Origin of the sequence: Algorimicrobium echini, assembly GCF_900115185.1 — a bacterium.
GTDB lineage: Bacteria > Bacteroidota > Bacteroidia > Flavobacteriales > Flavobacteriaceae > Algorimicrobium > Algorimicrobium echini.
The window spans coordinates 32,878-51,867 of the sequence record NZ_FOVN01000005.1; the positions used below are offsets into that span (position 1 = coordinate 32,878).

At 34.0% G+C, this 18,990-nt stretch carries 14 protein-coding genes; 8 read left to right on the forward strand and 6 right to left on the reverse strand.

What is annotated here, in order from left to right; all coding sequences use genetic code 11:
- Positions 1-21: 21 nt before the first annotated feature.
- A complete protein-coding gene (locus BM239_RS11485; RefSeq protein WP_092208738.1) occupies positions 22-1,176 on the forward strand; it encodes a lycopene cyclase family protein in 1,155 nt (384 codons plus the stop codon).
- Here BM239_RS11485 and BM239_RS11490 read toward each other — a convergent pair.
- From BM239_RS11490 to BM239_RS11515, 6 genes are all read right to left on the reverse strand, one after another.
- A complete protein-coding gene (locus BM239_RS11490) occupies positions 1,162-1,731 on the reverse strand; it encodes a TlpA family protein disulfide reductase (protein ID WP_092208740.1) in 570 nt (189 codons plus the stop codon). The two genes, BM239_RS11485 and BM239_RS11490, sit on opposite strands and share 15 nt — an antisense overlap.
- A gap of 112 nt (positions 1,732-1,843) precedes the next feature.
- Positions 1,844-4,108, reverse strand: coding sequence for an aconitate hydratase (locus BM239_RS11495; RefSeq protein WP_092208742.1), 2,265 nt, complete (start codon positions 4,106-4,108; stop codon positions 1,844-1,846).
- Between the two features lie 236 nt (positions 4,109-4,344).
- The gene (locus tag BM239_RS11500; RefSeq protein ID WP_092208744.1) at positions 4,345-5,298 is read right to left on the reverse strand and encodes an AAA family ATPase; all 954 of its coding nucleotides are present in this window, start codon (positions 5,296-5,298) and stop codon (positions 4,345-4,347) included.
- A 3-nt stretch (positions 5,299-5,301) separates the two neighbouring features.
- Positions 5,302-6,753, reverse strand: a complete 1,452-nt coding sequence (locus BM239_RS11505) for a peptidylprolyl isomerase (protein WP_092208746.1) — start codon at positions 6,751-6,753, stop codon at positions 5,302-5,304.
- Positions 6,716-7,576, reverse strand: coding sequence for a peptidylprolyl isomerase (locus tag BM239_RS11510; protein ID WP_092208748.1), 861 nt, complete (start codon positions 7,574-7,576; stop codon positions 6,716-6,718). Before BM239_RS11510 ends, BM239_RS11505 begins: the two co-directional genes overlap by 38 nt.
- Positions 7,577-9,526 (reverse strand): peptidylprolyl isomerase, encoded by a 1,950-nt coding sequence (locus BM239_RS11515; RefSeq protein ID WP_092208750.1) that lies wholly within the window; start codon positions 9,524-9,526, stop codon positions 7,577-7,579.
- Positions 9,527-9,683: 157 nt separating this feature from the next.
- On the opposite strand from BM239_RS11515, the gene BM239_RS11520 reads away from it, so the two are divergent.
- The 7 genes from BM239_RS11520 (at position 9,684) to BM239_RS11550 (ending at position 18,943) form a co-directional block, all read left to right on the forward strand.
- Entirely contained in the window at positions 9,684-10,142 is a 459-nt protein-coding gene (locus tag BM239_RS11520; protein ID WP_092208752.1) for a hypothetical protein, read from the forward strand.
- 47 nt (positions 10,143-10,189) lie between these two features.
- On the forward strand, positions 10,190-12,412 hold the full coding sequence (locus BM239_RS11525) for a RelA/SpoT family protein (protein ID WP_092208754.1): 2,223 nt from the start codon (positions 10,190-10,192) through the stop codon (positions 12,410-12,412).
- A gap of 26 nt (positions 12,413-12,438) precedes the next feature.
- Positions 12,439-12,891, forward strand: coding sequence for a Fur family transcriptional regulator (locus BM239_RS11530; protein ID WP_092208756.1), 453 nt, complete (start codon positions 12,439-12,441; stop codon positions 12,889-12,891).
- A gap of 11 nt (positions 12,892-12,902) precedes the next feature.
- Positions 12,903-14,174 (forward strand): adenylosuccinate synthase, encoded by a 1,272-nt coding sequence (locus tag BM239_RS11535; RefSeq protein ID WP_092208758.1) that lies wholly within the window; start codon positions 12,903-12,905, stop codon positions 14,172-14,174.
- A 193-nt stretch (positions 14,175-14,367) separates the two neighbouring features.
- Positions 14,368-16,221 carry an OstA-like protein gene (locus BM239_RS11540; protein WP_092208760.1) on the forward strand — a complete coding sequence of 618 codons (1,854 nt, stop codon included), beginning with the start codon at positions 14,368-14,370 and terminating at the stop codon, positions 16,219-16,221.
- Positions 16,222-16,223: 2 nt separating this feature from the next.
- The gene (locus tag BM239_RS11545) at positions 16,224-17,417 is read left to right on the forward strand and encodes an aspartate aminotransferase family protein (RefSeq protein ID WP_092208762.1); all 1,194 of its coding nucleotides are present in this window, start codon (positions 16,224-16,226) and stop codon (positions 17,415-17,417) included.
- 137 nt (positions 17,418-17,554) lie between these two features.
- Positions 17,555-18,943, forward strand: coding sequence for a tetratricopeptide repeat protein (locus BM239_RS11550; RefSeq protein ID WP_092208764.1), 1,389 nt, complete (start codon positions 17,555-17,557; stop codon positions 18,941-18,943).
- The last annotated feature ends 47 nt before the right edge of the window (positions 18,944-18,990 follow it).

Below are 18,990 nucleotides of genomic sequence, written 5' to 3' on the forward strand. Positions count from 1 at the left end.
ATATATTTTAAAAATCTGTTCATGCCTAACGAAAATCATTTCGATTATATAATTATAGGACATGGTCTCGCTGGTTTACAACTTGCTTTAGGTTTTATGAATGATGACGAATTGAAGCATAAAAAAATTGCTTTAATTGATCCATCCAACAAAGCAGTAAATGATAAAACATGGAGCTTCTGGGAAACTGGCTCCAGTAAATGGGATACAATTACCGAAAAGTCTTGGAAAACGGCTCTTTTTCATTCTAAAAAACAATCATTATCAATTCATTTAAAACCATATACTTACAAAAGCATTCGGTCTATTGATTTTTACAATTGGTCAAAAAACACATTACAACAATCAGTCAATACTCATTTTATAAAGGATGTTATTGTTTCAACATCAGAAACAGACATTGTTTCAGTTCAGGGCAAAAATGGTTTATACACTGCTAATCATGTTTTTGATAGCAGAATGCCAAATAATTTTAATTTAGAAGGGTCTAAATACACATACATTCAGCAACATTTTAAAGGGTGGATAATTGAAACGGAAACACCTTACTTTAATCCTAAGACATTCACCATGATGGATTATCGGTTTCAGCATCAAAATTCCACAAGTTTTGTTTATGTGCTCCCTTTTTCAGAAACTCGAGCACTCATAGAGTATACTTTTTTTACCCCTGAAACGGTTTCAGAATCCGTTTATGATGCTGCTATAAAAGACTATATTGATAACCATTTGCAAATTGATAACTATAAAATTGATGAAACCGAAATGGGCAATATCCCAATGACAGATTACCCCTTTTGGACACACAACAGCAAACACTTAACAAAAATTGGCACAGCAGGTGGATGGGTAAAAGGTTCTACAGGTTATTCATTCAAGCACACTGAAAAGAATGTTGCCACCATTATTAAAAACATTAAAAACGGTCAAGAACCCTCGCATAATTTATTCCAAAAAAAATATAAACTGTACGATAAAATTTTTTTGAAAGTCCTTGAAACTAATAATGAAAAAGGTGTTTGGATTTTTGAGCAATTTTATTCAAAAAATGCTATTTCTACCATGTTTCGTTTTTTAGATGAAGAATCTAGCTTTACGGAAGATTTAAAAATTATGCGCTCATTATTCTCTTGGAATTTTATAAGTGCCTTTATAAAAGTTTTAATCAGACGCTAATAAGTCATCTAGCAATTTTCTCACAGAATCACTATTCCAGTTAGCAGCTCCGGATTTATCCATTACAATAGCACCAGACTTATCAATTAAATACGTTTGTGGAATGCTACTAGTTTGAAACTGATCTGGTACATTAGTAACCGACTGATAGAACTCAAAGTTATAGGCATTCTTACTTTTAAAATCATTAATAATATTAGACTCTTCATTGGAAACTAAAAGAAAAACGACCTGATCATTATAATCAGCATATAAATTATCGATACTCGGCATTTCAGCAATACAAGGTGGACACCAAGTTGCCCAGAAATTGATAAAAACCACTTTACCTTGAGCTTGTTTAAAATCATATTGATTTCCATTCGAGTCTATTAACTTCCAGTTATCATAAGATTCCAGATTTTCACGTTTGTCTGCGCTAATTTCGGAAGGGCTAATCATGGCCAAACCTTTCTGTAAAAAGATTTGAATGGGTTGTCTAGTTTGCGGAATAATCAACAAGGCGATTACAACAACAAAAATAATATTACTTAAGGTGAATTTTGGCTTTTTCATAGTATGAAATAAAATTTATTCGTCGTTTTTAAAACAGATTCCTAACAAGAAAAAACTCCTGAAATCATTATGATTATCAGGAGTTTATAATTATTGTAAAGATAAATAACTCTTATGCGTTATTTTGCTTCTTTATTAAATTTAATGCAGACCCTTCATTATACCAATCAATTTGCGCTTGGTTATAGGTGTGGTTTGCTTTTATAACATCTTTAGAGCCATCTGCATGAACAAACTCTAAAGTTAATTGTTTGTCTGGAGCAAACGTATCTAAATCTAAAAAGTTAATGGTGTCATCTTCCTGAATTAAATCGTAATCACTTTCATTAGCAAATGTTAAACCTAACATACCTTGCTTTTTCAAGTTTGTTTCATGAATACGTGCAAACGACTTAACTAAAACAGCAGCAACACCTAAATGTCTTGGTTCCATAGCAGCATGTTCACGAGACGATCCTTCACCGTAATTATGATCTCCTACAACAACAGAATAAATACCATTTGCTTTATAATCTCTTGCTACATCAGGCACACCACCATACTCCCCTGTCAATTGGTTTTTAACAAAGTTTGTTTTCTTACCAAAAGCATTAACAGCTCCAATAAGCATATTGTTAGAAATATTATCTAAATGTCCTCTAAAACGTAACCAAGGTCCCGCCATAGAAATGTGGTCTGTTGTACACTTACCAAAAGCTTTGATTAACAATTTAGCACCTGTAATTGTATTCCCAATAGGTTTAAAAGGCGTTAATAATTGTAACCGTTCAGAAGTTGGACTCACGGAAACATCTACTTGACTTCCATCGGCTACTGGTTCCACATAACCTGACTCTTTAACATCAAAGCCTAATGGTGGTAACTCAAGTCCGTTTGGCTCATCTAATTTAATTTCCTCACCATCTTCGTTTATCAAGGTATCAGTCATAGGATCGAAATCCAAACGACCTGAAATAGCGATTGCTGCAACCATTTCTGGAGAACCTACAAAGGCATGGGTATTAGGATTACCATCTGCACGTTTGGAGAAGTTTCTGTTAAAGGAATGCACAATGGTATTTTTCTCTTCGCCTTTTCTATCACTTCTATCCCATTGTCCAATACAAGGGCCACAAGCGTTTGTAAAGATTGTGGCATCTAAATCTTCAAATATTTTTAATATTCCATCACGTTCTGCAGTAAATCTAATTTGCTCTGAACCTGGATTAATACCAAAGTCAGATTTTGCTTTAATCTTCTTATCAACGGCTTGTTTTGCAATGGATGCTGCACGTGTTAAGTCTTCGTAAGATGAATTGGTACAAGAGCCTATTAAGCCCCAGTCAACTTTTAAAGGCCAATCGTTTTTTCTGGCTTTGTCACCTAACTCTCCAACTGGTGTTGCTAAATCTGGTGTAAAAGGGCCGTTTAAATGCGGACGTAATGTATCTAAATCAATTTCAATAACTTGGTCAAAATAATCTTCAGGGTTTGCATAAACGGCATCATCTCCTGTTAAATACTCACGAATTTTATTTGCCTCTTCAGCAATATCGCTTCTGTCTGTAGCACGTAAATAACGTTCCATAGAATCATCATACCCGAATGTAGATGTGGTTGCACCAATTTCAGCACCCATATTACAAATGGTTCCTTTTCCAGTACAAGATAAGTTTTTAGCTCCAGGGCCAAAATACTCAACAATAGCACCTGTTCCTCCTTTTACAGTTAGAATACCTGCCACTTTAAGAATGACATCTTTTGCTGATGTCCATCCATTTAAGCTGCCTGTTAATTTAACACCTATTAACTTCGGAAATTTTAATTCCCAAGCCATTCCTGCCATAACATCTACAGCATCAGCACCTCCAACTCCAATGGCTACCATACCTAAACCACCAGCATTAACCGTGTGAGAATCTGTACCAATCATCATACCGCCCGGAAAGGCATAATTTTCTAATACGACTTGGTGAATAATACCAGCTCCTGGCTTCCAAAAGCCTATACCATATTTTTTTGAAACTGAAGCTAAAAAGTCAAATACCTCATTACTAGTTTCATTCGCACGTTTTAAATCGGCTACAGCACCTTGCTTCGCTTGAATTAAATGATCACAATGCACAGTTGTTGGTACAGCAACTTTAGGCTTACCAGCTTGCATAAATTGTAATAATGCCATTTGAGCCGTAGCATCTTGACAGGCTATACGATCTGGTGCAAAATCTACGTAATCCTTACCTCTTACAAAGGGTTTGTTTGGTGTTTCATCCCAAAGGTGTGCGTATAAAATCTTTTCTGAAAGTGTTAATGGTTTACCAACAACCTTGCGTGCTTTATCTACACGTTCTGTCATGTTTGCATAAACCTTTTTGATCATGTCAATATCGAATGCCATATACTCTATTTAAATGGTGAATAATCTTATTAATATCCAAACTAATGGGATTGCAAAACTACAAATTTTAAAGAAGATTTAAAAATATGTAACGAAATCGGAATATCTTTAAAGGATATTCAAAAAATGATGATTTTTTAGCAGTCATATTGCCATATCATTATTTTTATTGTTTAAAAAATAATAAATTAACAATTAGAACAGCTATTTTTAAACCCTAAATAATTTAGAACGACTTAAAATAAACTGGTAATAATCTGTTCTTCCGAAATACCTTCAGCTTCAGCCTTATAATTCTTAATAATTCGGTGTTTAAAAATTGAATAAGCAACCGCTTGAACATTTTCCATATCTGGCGAAAACTTACCGTGAATTGCTGCATGTGTTTTAGCTGCTAAAATTAAATTTTGTGAAGCTCTAGGTCCTGCTCCCCAATCTATATAATTTTTAACTAAATCGGCTGCTTGTGGGCTATTAGGTCTGGTTTTTCCAGTCATTTTTACAGCATATTCCACAACATTATCTGCCACAGGTATACGACGTAATAATTGTTGGATATCTACAATTTCTTGCGCTGTAAATAAGGCACTAACTTTATTTTGAATATCAGACGTAGTTGCTTTTACAACAGCTACTTCTTCTTCAAATGTTGGATAGTCTAAATTAATTGCAAACATAAAACGATCCAACTGTGCTTCTGGCAATGGATACGTCCCTTCTTGTTCAATCGGGTTTTGGGTAGCCAAAACAAAATAAGGTAAATCTAATTTATAATGATGCCCTGAAACAGTTACAGAGCGTTCCTGCATAGCTTCTAATAAAGCGGCTTGTGTTTTAGGTGGTGTTCTGTTAATTTCATCGGCAAGAATTATATTAGCAAAAACTGGTCCTTTTATAAATTTAAAATTTCTGTTTTCATCTAAAATTTCGCTACCTAGAATATCACTAGGCATTAAATCTGGTGTAAACTGGATACGCTTAAAATTAAGTCCTAATGCTTGGGAAATAGTATTAACCATTAGCGTTTTTGCTAAACCAGGCACACCAATTAATAAGGCATGACCACCGGAAAAAATGGAGATTAGAATTTGATCAACAACCGCTTCTTGACCAATGATAACTTTGGCAATTTCGGTTTTTAAGTTTTTATATTTTTTTACGAAGCTTTCAATTGCAGCAACATCAGACATATTTTATTGTTTTAACCAGTTACTTGAAAATTCACAATCTCTATATTCATTGTTAATTTTAATATAGGTGTCCATGATTTTTTCATTTTGCCATTTATCTATAGCTCTAATGCGTTTTTCATTAAGCGCCAATTCTTTGATTTTTAAGTAATCACGTGCATAATCTGCTACATGTTCTTCCACACGATCGCTTACCATCATAATTTTAAACTTCACATTTCCGGTTCGTTCTTGGTCGGTTAATACCAAACTAACTTCACCATCCTTTAAGTCTTGGATTTGTCCGTATACTTCGGGATCAATTTTCGTTAATTCGAAATTATAATCTTGAGTTTCGGGATTAATTAAAAAGCCGCCTTCACTTCGCGTTTCCTTTTCATCGCTTGATTCTCTGGCTGCATCCGCAAAACTAATATCGCCATCAACTATACGCTGTCTGATTTTTACTAATTTCTCCCGTGCTTCGGCAATTGCCGTTTCTGACACTTTTGGAATTAATAAAATATGACGTACATCGTATTCTTGACCTCTAATTTTTTCTAGATATATTAGATGGTAACCGTATTCCGTTTTAACAGGATCGGAAATTTCACCTTCTTGTAATGAAAAAGCTACTTCACGAAACTCCTTAACCATACGTGGCTGCTTTCTATTAAGTGTGTACATACCACCTTGTGGAATGGATGCTTTATCATCAGAATACAAAACCACTTTAGAGCGAAAGTTAGCACCATTTTCAAGTACATCTGCTTTAAATTGTTTTAATTGATTGATAACACGTTGGTTTTCTTCTTCAGAAATTTTTGGCTGAATTACAATTTGAGACACTTTTAATTCCGTACCAAATGTTGGACGTTCGTCCTTTGGTATCTGGTTAAAAAATTGACGCGTTTCCTCTGGTGTTACCTCAATACCATCAAGAATCTTCTTTTGCATTTCACTTGCTAATTTCTGACTCTTATTAATTTCATACATTTCATCTCTGAATGCTTTTTCATTTGGATGGTTGTACAGTTCTAAAAGCTCTTGCATGGTTTTTCCAGACTGTGCTAAAAACTGCTGCAATTGATAATCTACATTAGAACGAATTTCAGCATCAGACACCACAATACTGTCTTGAATGGCATGATGCGCATATAACTTATCTTCCAGCAATTTTCCAAATAGCTGACAACGCGTAACACCTTCTAAAGAAGCTCCTTGTGCTTTTAACTGTATAATGTTAGCATCCACATCTGAATCTAAAATTACATATTCACCAACAACAGCAGCAACACCATCAATTTTCTGTGCTTGGTTGGATAAGGTTGTATCTATTTGCTTTTCTGCAACTGGCGCTTCATCTTCAATAATTTCTTGCGCATGTATAGCTACAGAAAAAAGCACAGCAAATACTGTCATTACATATTGCGTACGGCTAATTGTAGATTTCAAATTGTTTATTTTTAATAGCATCTTTTGTAATATCTTTTTCTAATTCTTTAATGAGTTCTAGTTTTCGCTTATTAATAACGATTTGGTCAATGGTTGGCTTAATATAATCTAATGGCGCTGGACTATTACGTTCCAAAACATCCTCAATTTGCATCAAATATAGGCCTAATGAATCTTTGAGTTGTATAAAATTAGATTTTTTTAACAATTCATTTTTGTTTTCTGTAGTAACTACCGGAATTTTTTTAATGGCTTGTGTTACCTTAATCCAAATAGAATCGTTTAATGAGTAGGATTTAAACTGAATAGCAATGGAGTCCAAATCTTGCTTATCTAACTCATTAAAACGCTGAAATTTAGTTTTTAATTCGCTTATATCCAGCCTGTTTTCATCAACTTGAATGTACCTAAATTTAATTAAATCTTCTTTAAGGGTAAAAATATCTGTATTGGAATTATAGTAGGCTTCTGCTTCCTTTTTTGTTACCACAGTATCAATACTCCTTCGCACCAAGGCTTCTAGATATGAAGTAGCATACAAATCATTCTTGTACTGTTCTGCTAGTCTATTAAAATCTTGAAGCTTGCTCTCATTTAAGTTTCGTTCAGCGCCTGCTACAAGCAATTGTTGTGTAGCCCATCGGGTTATAAAATTATTAACACGAAGCAAACTATCTTCTGTACTCATGTTATCAGTATACAAATGCTCTAAATCATCGGCATACAAAAAAACATCATTAACGCGAGCAACTGCTGTTTTATCGTCTGCTTGTTTATAAAAATAATCACAAGACACAACAAATAAAAAGGCACTTAGTAATATGCTAAATTGGGCGTATTTCAATTAATTGCTTTTTAGTTTAGCTTTAATATTGTTTAAAACGGACTCATTTATTTGAACCGGATATTTCTGTTCCAAAGACTGTAACCATTGTTGTTCTTTTACAACTTGGTAATCACTAATTATTTGTCCTTTAGCCTCTTCAAAGGTTTTAGGTGCTTCAGGCAAAACGTCTTTTATATTAGCAACCACATAAGCTGATTCATGACGATAAATTTTTGATACACCTTTTTCAAAAACCATATCAGCTGTTAATGCTTGGTGTGATTTATCCATAATTCCTGAAGTAAAAATGACCTCTATTGAACCATTAGCATTAAGCTTCTCTTTAATTTCTTCAGGAGTTTGCCCAGATTCCAACATTTTTTTCACTGTTTTAATGGTGTTTTTATTTGAAGCTGAAGCCACATCGGCATCTATACGCTTACTCCAATTGTAATTGCTTTTGTTAGCTGTGTAAAATGTTTGTATGGCAATGGAGTCTGTTTTTGAAGAGTTCCAAATTTCATTTTCCATTAAATCAAACAACAACAATCCATCGCGATATTCAGTAACAATATGGGCAAATTCTTCGCTTTCATTTTCTAAATTCTCTTCCTGATACTGCATTAAATTTGCATTTAAAAACGCTTCATAATAATCTTTTATTAAAACGTTAAAAGGTTTTCTTGGTGTTGCTCTACGCTGATTTTTAAATAAGTACTGACCAAAATCCTCATAGGTTAATGTTTTCTTATCTATTACAACTAATGTTTTAGCGCCTGTAAAATCTTTAGGCAACTGCCAAGAACCTAAAAAGTAGCCTTCGTTCATTATAGATTCAAAATACGCTAATGCTTCTGGATTATCTTGCACTTTATAACGTTCCTTGAGCGTATTAACAATTGATGTGTTTATTAATTGCGAACGCGAATCACGTTTTACACGCGCTTCTAATTCTGGCTTTATAGTTTCAAAATCAGACACTTCCGATTTATCAAGTAGCTTAATAATATGCCAACCAAAACCACTTTCAAAAGGCTCTGAAATATCGCCATTATTCTTTAAGCTAAAAGCCACATCTTCAAACTCTATTGAACTTAATTGGCCTCCACCAAAAGTTGCCAACTTACCACCATTTCCTGATGAACTTTTGTCCTCTGAAAACTGTTTGGCTAGTGACTCAAAGGACTCACCTTGTTGTATTTTTTTATAAATTTCATGAATGCGCGTTTCTGCATCCTCCAGTTTATCATCACGCTTATTGTTTATCATTATATGAGCTACTGTGCGCTCTCCTCTGGATGGTCTTGCATCCTCTACTAGTAAAATGTGGTATCCAAAACGTGTTTTAAATGGCATAGAAACTTGGTTTACTTTAGTCGTGTAAGCTACGTTTTCAAAATCGTAAACCATTTTAAAGGCTGAAAAATACCCTAAATTTTCAGCATATACTGTTTTGCCATTATGAACGTCTTTTTGAACGGCATCAAACCCTTCTTTTAAAATACGACTACGTAATTTTATTAATTCATTATACGCGTTTAAAGTATCTTGAGGAGAAACGTTATCATCCAAACGAATTAATACATGACTGGCTTTGACTTCATTTGCTGTTCTATGGTAAGCTTCTTCAACTAATGCATCTGTTACCTTCGTATCTGTTAAGTAGTTTTTAGCTAATTGCGATTTGTAGTTACCTAATTCACGAAGATAGGTTGGCATGGTATCCAATCCTTTAGCTTGGGCTTCTTTAATTTTTAACTTGTAGCTCACAAATAATTTTAGATAAGAATCGACATCTTTTTGAGATTCATCCTTAACTAAATCTAGATTTTTATTAAATATTCGAATAAACTCATCTGAATAAACAGGTGTGTCCGCTACGGTAAATAATACGGCTTTGTCCGCAGTTTGTGCTTGTGTAAGATTAAAAACTACCAAACATAGTAAAACATAAATAAATCTAAACATCAGAAATTTGTTTTGTTAATTCCTGCAAAAATAGGAATATTAACCCATAAAGCAAGACCCATTAACAAACGGGTAACAAAGTTTTTTAGTATCTGGAATTTGTAAATTCCCAAATCAATAATAATTGTATATTTATCTGTAAAATATCTCATACTGCATGACTTACACAACTGAAATACGTATTAACCAAAATCTGGAAACGTTTACCAGTAAACTTATAAATACAGACAACCTAAAACACTGGCAATTAGGACTAAACGATTACGACTACATTTATGGAACGCCAAGCAAAACGGGTTTTAAAATTCGGTTGCATTATACTTTAGATACCAAAAGCTTTTTTTTAATACAAACTATTTCAAAAAGTGCCTTACCTGACGAACTACATCTAACATACGAAAGCAAGGGAATCTATACCATTCAAGAAAATTGTTTTACGGCAGTTTCAGAAAAAGAAAGTCTTTGGGTGTCAAAAAATGAAGTTATTCCAACCACTTTCAAAATGCGCTTGATGCTTTTAATTATGCCTAGTATTTTTAAAAATCAAACAAAAACTTATATGCAAAATTTTAAAAATTTTGCTGAAAATGGAATTTCTATAAACCCTAAAAAATAAACAGTTAATAATTGTAAAGTAATATTCTTTATACTATTTTTATTTTTATGACAGAAGTTGATATAGAAAAGGAAAATGCAACGATAGCCAAAGCATATCGAGAACTATTACGCGTAAGTTACCGAACGCTGTCCAAAGCGGATAAAATCCAAATTAGGAAAGCTTTTGATGTTGCTATGGATGCGCATAAAGATCAGCGAAGAAAATCTGGCGAAGCTTATATTTTTCACCCTATTGCGGTGGCCAAAATAGTAGCCAAAGAAATTGGCCTAGATGCGACATCCATTACTGCTGCTCTTTTACACGATGTTGTTGAAGATTGTGACCGCTATACGGTAAAGGATATTGAAGAACTTTTTGGAGAAACCGTTGCCAAAATTGTAGATGGATTAACTAAAATATCTTCGCTAAATAAGGATACAGATATGGACGTATCCATGCAAGCAGAGAATTTTAGAAAAATGCTATTAACATTAAATGATGACGTGCGCGTTATCATCATCAAAATTGCCGATCGATTGCATAATATGCAAACAATGGATTCCATGCGAGCGGATAAACAAATAAAAATAGCTTCTGAAACACTATACATTTATGCGCCTTTAGCACATAGAATTGGCTTGTATAACATTAAAACAGAATTAGAAGATTTAGGCTTAAAGTACACGGAACCCGATGTGTATTTTGATATTTTACACAAAATTAAAGAAAGTAAAGAAGAGCAAGATCTTTATATAAAAGAATTCAGCCAAGTAATATCTACCTCTTTAGATAAAGAACAGTTAAATTACGAGATTAAAGGTCGACCAAAATCCATTTTTTCAATTCGTAAAAAAATATTGAATCAAGGGGTTTCATTCGATGAGATTTACGACAAGTTTGCGGTAAGAATCATCTATAAAAGCGACCCTGAAAATGAAAAATTTCTGGCATGGAAAATCTACTCTATTGTTACAGACCATTTTCGCCCAAATCCCATTCGTTTACGCGATTGGATTTCTTCTCCAAAATCTACAGGTTACGAAGCATTACACATAACCGTTGTTGGCCCTAAAGGCCGTTGGGTTGAAGTACAAATTAGAAGCGAGCGTATGAATGAAATAGCCGAAAAAGGCTATGCTGCTCACTATAAGTATAAAGAAGGTTCCGAACGAGAAGATGACAGTATTGACACCTGGATATCCAAATTACAAGAAACTTTAGAAAACCAAGAAACCAATGCTATAGACTTTGTTGAACAATTTAAACTCAACCTATATTCGAAAGAAATTTTTGTTTTCACTCCTAAAGGTGATTTAAAATCGCTTCCCAAAGGAGCAACTCCTTTAGATTTCGCCTTTAGCATACACACAGAAATTGGAATGAAAACGCGTGGTGCAAAAGTGAATGGTAAGCTCGTTCCTTTAAGTCATGAATTAAAAAGTGGCGACCGTTTAGATATTCTAACTGCTGAAAATGCTAAACCAAATCCAAACTGGTTAGATTATGCAACAACAGCCAAAGCACGAAGTAAAATAAAATCGGCATTAAAAGAAGACAAGAAAGTAATTGCTGAAGACGGAAAAGAGATTTTAAGAAGAAAATTAAAGCAATTAAAAATAATTTTAGATGAAAAATCAGTTAATGAACTGGTAAACTTTTTTAAGCTTAAAACCAGTTTAGATTTATTTTATCGTGTAGGCACTGGATCTATTGATAATACCATGCTCAAGGAATATGCATCATCCAGAAGCAATGCTTTCATGAGTTATATTAAAAACAAAATATCCAGAAAGCCAAATATTCCTAAAGAAGAGCTAGAAAAAGACGAGATAACATCCAAATATGATTTACTTGTTTTTGGTAAAGAAGAAGAGAAATTAGAGTATAAATTTGCTAATTGTTGCAATCCTATTCCTGGCGACCCTGTTTTTGGCTTCCTAACAATTAATGACGGATTAAAAGTTCATAAAAAAAACTGTCCAAATGCGGTTAGCTTACAGTCTAATTATGCCTACAGGATTATGCCTGCTAAATGGATTGATTCATCTCAACAAGAGTTTCCTGCACAAATTAAATTATCTGGTATTGATAATTTAGGGTTGGTAAACAACATTACTAAAGTCATATCATCCAATATGCATGTAAACATGAAAAGCATTAGTTTTGAAAGTGATGACGGTATTTTTTCTGGAAAAATTAATGTGGTTGTTAAAAATAATAACATGCTTAAAAAGCTTATGGATAACCTAAAAAAAATTAATGGTATTGATAAAGTACAAAGAGTTTAAAAATATGTGTAAATTTGCAGCCGATTATGAGCGTTAAAACAGATACCAAAAACCAAGAGATAGTTAAGAATGTGTTTACAGCCTTTTTAAGTGATAAAGGGCATCGTAAAACACCAGAACGCTATGCTATTTTACAAGAAATTTACAATAGCGAAGAACACTTTGATATTGAATCCTTGTACTTAAACATGAAAAATAAAAAATATCGTGTTAGTCGTGCTACTTTATACAATACAATAGAACTCCTTTTAGAATGCGGTCTGGTGCGGAAACACCAATTTGGCCAAAACCAAGCGCATTACGAAAAATCGTATTTTGATAAGCAACATGACCATGTTATTTTAACAGATACAGGTGAGGTAATCGAGTTCTGCGATCCGCGAATTCAATCCATAAAAAAAACAATTGAAGAGGTTTTTGATATTGAAATCACCAACCACTCACTCTACTTTTACGGCAACAAGAAAACAACTAAATAATATTTTACAACATGGCAGTAGACTTACTACTAGGATTACAATGGGGAGACGAAGGCAAAGGAAAAATTGTTGATGTTTTAACCTCCAACTACAACATTATTGCCCGTTTTCAAGGCGGACCAAATGCTGGACACACCTTGGAATTTGATGGTATTAAACACGTTTTAAGAACCATTCCTTCTGGAATTTTTCACGACGATTCCATAAATGTCATTGGTAATGGTGTGGTGATTGATCCCGTTGTTTTTGTAAAAGAATTAGAAGGATTAGATCAGTTTAATATTGATTATAAAAAGAAACTAATCATTTCTAGAAAAGCACATATTATCTTACCAACACATCGTATGTTGGACGCAGCCAGCGAAACCTCTAAAGGAAAAGCTAAAATTGGTTCCACCTTAAAAGGTATTGGCCCAACTTATATGGATAAAACGGGTAGAAACGGTATTCGCGTTGGCGATTTAGAGTTGGCAGATTGGAAAGATAAATATCGTGCACTTGCTAATAAGCATGAAGCAATGATTGACTTCTATAACGTTAAAATTGAATATGATTTAGAAGAATTAGAAACTGAATTTTTTGAAGCCGTTGAGCGCTTAAAGGAATTAACATTTATTGATAGTGAAGAATATTTATACCAAGCCCAAAAAGCAGGTAAAACTATTTTAGCCGAAGGTGCTCAAGGTTCACTATTAGATATCGATTTCGGGACCTATCCATTTGTAACCTCTAGTAACACAACTGCTGCTGGTGCTTGTACTGGTTTGGGTGTGGCACCTAACCAAATTGGCGATGTATATGGCATTTTTAAAGCCTATACCACACGAGTAGGTTCTGGCCCATTTCCAACAGAATTGTTTGATACCGTAGGCGAAGACATGGCTAGAATTGGTCACGAATTTGGAGCTGTTACTGGTCGTGCTAGACGTTGTGGCTGGTTGGATTTAGTGGCTTTAAAATATGCATGCCAAGTTAATGGTGTTACCAAATTAATGATGATGAAAGGTGATGTCCTTTCCGGGTTTAAAACACTTAAAATTTGTACTGCCTACGAATATAAAGGTGAAACTATTACGCATTTACCGTATAATATAGAACCTGAAAATATTAAACCTATCTATTCAGAGTTCGCTGGTTGGAAAGACGATTTAACCAAAATGACCGAAAAATCGCAATTCCCAAAAGAATTAAACACATATATCGCCTTCTTGGAAAAAGAATTAGAAATCCCTATTACCGTGGTTTCTGTTGGACCAGATAGAAAACAGACTATTTTTATGTAAGCTCTATTTTTACGCCTGATGTGTTATCAGAAGTAAAGCGGAGCATCTAATAAAACAAAAAACCTGTCAAGAAAATTTCCTGACAGGTTTTTTCATTTACTACTCCATCTTAAATCCGCCATTTCTATTAAAAATTTCACAAACAAACCCATCACTTCATTTTTATCATTATTTTTGAGGCAAATTTTATAATTTGAAACAATCCATTTTTATATATAGCTTTTTAATCTGCTGCCTGTTTGTACTTACATCAGCATCAGCACAAGAGCAAAAGCAAATTCAAATTGTCTATTCGGGTTTTTTAAACTTTGATGATGCTGTAGAACCAGGTTTAAAAGTCATGACACGTGATGATTCTGGTCAAGTGCATGTTATTCACGAGGGTATAGACATGTGGTGCGACCAAGCCAATTTGTATAGTAATGAAAATTTCGTGGAAGCCTACGGAAACGTCACTATGAAACAAGGTGATACCATAAACATGAAATCCGAATATGTAGAATATAGCGGAAAAACCCAACTAGCATTTGCTAGTGGCAAAGTAGAACTGGAAGAACCAAACTCTATTTTAACAACAGATACACTCTATTTTGATCGCGTAAAACAGGAATCGTATTATAAAAGTGGTGGTCGTGTGGTGCGCGATTCTTCGGGAACCATTACCAGCCAAATTGGTCGCTATTATATGAACGCTAAAAAATACCAATTTGTAAATAACGTGGTTTTAGATAATCCAGATTACGTGATTAATACCAATCAACTGGATTTCTATTCAGAAACCGGTCACGCCTATTTATACGGTCCATCCACTATTGTAACCGATGAAAGTAAAACCTATTGTGAAAGAGGCTTTTATGACACCGAAAATAAAACAGGTTACGGCATTAAAAAAACGCGTATAGATTATGACAACCGTATTTTTGAAGGTGATAGCATGTACTTTGATAATACCCGAAGTTTTGCATCGGCTACCAACCATATTAAAGTAACGGATACCATAAACAAAAGTATCATTAAAGGTCATTATGCTGAAATATATAAAGCGAAGGATTCGGTTTTTATCACCAAACGTGCTTTAGCCATTACGGTTCAAGAAAACGATTCTATCTATATGCATGCAGACACTTTAATGGTAACTGGCAAACCTGAAAAACGGATTACACGCGGATTCAGAAATGCGAAATTCTATAAATCGGATATGAGTGGTAAAGCAGATTCCGTACATGTCAATCATGCAACAGGTTTAACCCAATTAATAAATTTAAAACGTTTAGCCTCACAAGATGCCTTTGCCAAACGTAGAGACCCAGTAATTTGGAATTTAGAAAACCAAATGACAGGTGATACCATTCATATTAAATCTAATCCAGAAACGGAAAAAATAGATTCACTTTTTGTTTTTGAAAATGCCTTTGTTATTAGTAGAGATACCATTAGCAAAGATGGTTACAATCAAATAAAAGGCAAAACATTAGTCGGTTTGTTTGATGAAGCAAATAATTTGCGCCAAGTAGATATCGATAAAAATGCTGAATCTATTTTTTATGCTCGTAATGATGAGCAAGAATTGATAGGCATTGACAAAGCTAAATCTGGAAGTATTTCTATTTTCTTTTCGGAAGGTGATATAGACCAGTTTATTCGTTATAAACAACCTGATGCTGTTACAACCCCTGAATCGCAATTCCCAGAAAACGGACGATTATTAAGAGGTTTTGTATGGCGTGATGACGAACGACCAAAAAGTGTAGCAGATTTATTTAGTGATGATCCACCTCTAAACTTACCGAAAATAAAAGGGCTTGAAGAATACGTACCGCAAGAAGCGTTTTTTGATGACGCCTTACTAAAACGGGTTGAAAATGCGGATAAAAATTTAAAAAAGACGGAAGTTCCGAACGATGGACAGCCAGCAAAAAAATCCAAAGTGTCTCGAAATATTCCTGAAGAAGCTTTAAGTCCTGAAAAAGAGAAAAAAAAGAAAGCTAAAGACAAGCCAAAGAAAAAACCAAGTATTGGAACGGCTATAAATTCTGATGACAATTAATTGTGAAAACAGATTTCTATACATATCAGGCCCAAACCTCACCACATCCTTTAGCTATGGAAGTATCGCATGCCACAGGCTCTTACATTTACAACACTGATAATAAAGCATTTTTAGATTTTGTTGCAGGTGTTTCAGCTTGTACTTTAGGACATAAGCATCCCAAAATTGTGGCAGCTATCAAAACACAGTTGGACAAGTATTTACATGTAATGGTTTATGGCGAATACATACAGGAATCAGCCGTAGCACTCACCAAATTATTGGCTGAACACTTGCCAGAATCCTTACAAACCACCTACTTAACAAATTCTGGTACTGAAGCTGTAGAAGGTGCTTTAAAACTAGCTAGACGTGCTACTGGTAGAAGCGAAATTATTTCAGCTCACCACGCATATCATGGGAACACCATGGGTTCATTGAGTGTTATGGGCTATGAAGACCGCAAAAAAGCATTCCGTCCATTAGTTCCAGATGTCCGTTTTATCACTTATAATAAGGAAGCTGATATTCAAAATATCACTACCAAAACAGCTGGTGTCATTTTAGAAACCATCCAAGGAGGTGCTGGTTTTATAGAGCCTCAAAATGGATATTTAGCAAAAGTTAAAAAACGTTGTCAAGAGGTTGGTGCATTATTAATTTTAGATGAAATCCAACCTGGAATTGGTAGAACTGGAACATTATTCGCTTTTGAGCATTACAATTGTATTCCCGATATTTTAGTTACTGGCAAGGGTTTAGGTGGTGGCATGCCAATAGGAGCATTTACAGCATCTCATAATTTAATGCAACTATTACAAAACAATCCCAAGCTAGGGCATATTACCACGTTTGGTGGTCATCCGGTTATTGCAGCAGCAGCCCATGCAACTTTACATGAAGTGCTTTCATCTAACTTAATGGAAAAGACTCTAGAAAAAGAGGCACTTATTAAAAAACATTTAAAACATCCGCTTATAACAGAAATTCGTGGTCGTGGTTTAATGCTAGCTGCTTTAACACCTTCTGCTGAAATTACAAACCAATTAGTTTTAAAAGCACAAGAGGCTGGACTAATTCTATTTTGGTTATTATTTGAACCAAAGGCCATTCGAATAACACCACCTTTAACCATCAGTAATGAGGAAATCATGAAAGGTTGTCAAATTATTACGACTATTCTCGACGACATTCAAACAAATCAAACCCTTTAAGAATCTGTTTTTCAGTATTTAAAAGGCAAATTCGGCTTAATTGTTGATTACTTTGTTAAAAACATTTAAACCTTTTGGCCTGAAACACCAATTAGAGCCTTACATTTATTTCAAGGAAAAACTATATAAATCTGCTTATGGAGTTACGTCCAAATGACAACAATAATCTATCCCTTACCCGATTCGAATCGATGTTAAAAACAAACCATGTGTTGTTTTTCGATTCTGAAGAATTTGAGAATATCATTCATCACTATCTGAATCATGGTAAAATTGCACTTGCTAAAAAAGCTATAAAACTGGGATTGCTTCAACATCCAACTTCTACAAATTTAAAACTGTTTAAAGTCGAAATTTTTGTCTTTGAAAACGATTTGGAAAAAGCAGATATGCTTATAAACGAGTTATACGCTTTGGAACCTTTAAATGAAGAAATATACATACAGAAAGCAAATATTTTATCAAAACGTGACGATCATGTTAGAGCCATTGAAGTTTTAGAAAAAGCACTACAACTTACAGAGGATCCAATAGATATTTACTCACTTATAGGAATGGAGCATTTATTTTTAGATCAATTTGAAGAGGCTAAAGCGAATTTTATGAAATGTTTGGAGTCTGATATAGAAGATTATTCTGCACTTCATAATATGATTTATTGTTTTGACTTTTTAGACCAACATGAAGAGGCTATTACCTATCTGAATATGTTTTTGGAAAACAATCCATATTGCGAAGTCGCTTGGCACCAACTTGGTAAGCAGTATTTCGATTTAAAAGATTATCAAAAAGCACTCACCGCTTTTGATTTCGCCATTATTTCAGACGACCGGTTTATTGGTGCTTATTTAGAAAAAGGGAAGGTTCTAGAAAAATTAAAACGTTTTCATGAAGCTATAGAAAATTATAGTATCACATTAACATTAGATGATCCGACTTCTTTTGCTCTCTTACACATTGGTTTATGTCATCAAAAACTAGGTAATAACGATTTAGCCGTTCAATATTTTTATAAAACAGTAGAAGAAGACCCGCTTTTAGATAAAGGTTGGATAGCCATAACTAAATTTTATAACCGTCAGAAAAACTATCAAAAATCACTCTACTACATTAATAAAGCCATAAATATTGATAGTGAAAATGTGCATTACTGGAAACTATATGCTCAAATTAACGAACGCTTACAACATTTAGAAGAAGCTGAACGTGGCTATAAAAAAGCATTAGAATTGGGCAATCATGAACTAAACACTTGGTTAACTCGTGGAGATATTCTACATCAATTAGGAGAACCAGAAGCAGCCGTTTATAATTTCATACAAGCCTCTGAGTTTTATCCAGAAAATGCTGAAATAGAATTTCGTTTAGCAGGTTTGTATTATCTGCTTTCAGAAACTGAAAAAGGTTCCTACCATTTAAAAAATGGTTTACGTTTTAATGCCGAATTTGCATTTATTCTTGAAGAACTTTTTCCAAGCATTTGCAAATCGCAACCCGTAAAATCACTCCTGAAAGCCAAACTATAAGTTACACGTCTGATTTTATTTATTTACCTTTGATTTCCTGTACTTAA

Excerpts from the sequence above, each read along its gene's own strand:
- BM239_RS11485 (WP_092208738.1), top strand. The coding sequence starts at position 22 with ATGCCTAACGAAAATCATTTCGATTATATAATTATAGGACATGGTCTC.
- BM239_RS11490 (WP_092208740.1), bottom strand. The coding sequence starts at position 1,731 with ATGAAAAAGCCAAAATTCACCTTAAGTAATATTATTTTTGTTGTTGTA.
- BM239_RS11495 (WP_092208742.1), bottom strand. The coding sequence starts at position 4,108 with ATGGCATTCGATATTGACATGATCAAAAAGGTTTATGCAAACATGACA.
- BM239_RS11500 (WP_092208744.1), bottom strand. The coding sequence starts at position 5,298 with ATGTCTGATGTTGCTGCAATTGAAAGCTTCGTAAAAAAATATAAAAAC.
- BM239_RS11505 (WP_092208746.1), bottom strand. The coding sequence starts at position 6,753 with ATGCTATTAAAAATAAACAATTTGAAATCTACAATTAGCCGTACGCAA.
- BM239_RS11515 (WP_092208750.1), bottom strand. The coding sequence starts at position 9,526 with ATGTTTAGATTTATTTATGTTTTACTATGTTTGGTAGTTTTTAATCTT.
- BM239_RS11520 (WP_092208752.1), top strand. The coding sequence starts at position 9,684 with ATGACTTACACAACTGAAATACGTATTAACCAAAATCTGGAAACGTTT.
- BM239_RS11525 (WP_092208754.1), top strand. The coding sequence starts at position 10,190 with ATGACAGAAGTTGATATAGAAAAGGAAAATGCAACGATAGCCAAAGCA.
- BM239_RS11530 (WP_092208756.1), top strand. The coding sequence starts at position 12,439 with ATGAGCGTTAAAACAGATACCAAAAACCAAGAGATAGTTAAGAATGTG.
- BM239_RS11535 (WP_092208758.1), top strand. The coding sequence starts at position 12,903 with ATGGCAGTAGACTTACTACTAGGATTACAATGGGGAGACGAAGGCAAA.
- BM239_RS11550 (WP_092208764.1), top strand. The coding sequence starts at position 17,555 with ATGGAGTTACGTCCAAATGACAACAATAATCTATCCCTTACCCGATTC.